Source organism: Ruminococcus sp. AF17-1AC, from assembly GCF_003461385.1.
Taxonomy (GTDB): Bacteria; Bacillota; Clostridia; order Oscillospirales; family Ruminococcaceae; genus Hominimerdicola; species Hominimerdicola aceti.
This window is the reverse complement of record NZ_QTWZ01000005.1, coordinates 187277-187484: the sequence shown is the minus strand read 5'-3', so window position 1 is coordinate 187484 and position 208 is coordinate 187277.

Sequence of the window (208 nt, the reverse complement as noted above, 5' to 3'; positions counted from 1 at the left end):
TGTTGTATCTTTGATGCCAAATTATTTTCGAGGTACATTATTGTGATATTCCCCGATAATTTAATGGGCAAGAAATAGCGGGCTGTCGCATTTTTGTGAGCTTGCGAACAGAAATTTCGCCAAGCCCCTACAATTTTTATTGATAGTTTATTCCTCCGCAAAATCGCTCCGCTCTTTGCGTATCTACATTGCGCTTAGGGCTAGAAAG